Annotated in this window: 1 pseudogene; it reads left to right on the top strand. The window is 64.5% G+C overall.

The features are described 5' to 3' along the window. Positions 1-13 precede the first annotated feature (13 nt). Positions 14-380 (top strand): annotated as a pseudogene (locus EOA28_RS38530) (type I restriction-modification system subunit M); the annotation flags it as partial.

Here is a 380-nt window from a genome sequence, read left to right as displayed (position 1 = left end):
CCTGACTATCCTCGTGAAGGCGATCGCGGCGCGCGTCCTCGATCTGGAAATTGGCGATCCGGCGGAGATGCTGTCGGGCCGGTTGCTGGCGAATGAGGGTATTGTCGGCGCCGTCGAGGCTGACTTCTTCGACTGGCCCCTACTCGCAACGGGCGGCGATGACCTGGTGCGTTCGCTTGCCGCCGAAACGATTCGTTTTCGCCTGCGCGATGTCAAGGTCGACGTGCTCAAGAGTCTCTACGAGAGCCTGATCGACCCCGACGAGCGCCACGACCTCGGTGAATACTACGCCCCCGACTGGTTGGCCGCGCGGGTGGTCACGGCGGCTATTCCTCGCCCGCTGGAACAGCGGGTGCTCGATCCGTCCTGTGGCTCTGGGA

The organism is Mesorhizobium sp. M2A.F.Ca.ET.067.02.1.1 (assembly GCF_004023285.1).
Taxonomy (GTDB): Bacteria; Pseudomonadota; Alphaproteobacteria; order Rhizobiales; family Rhizobiaceae; genus Mesorhizobium.
Note: the sequence above shows the minus strand (reverse complement) of the source record. Positions and strands in the feature narration are given on the sequence as shown.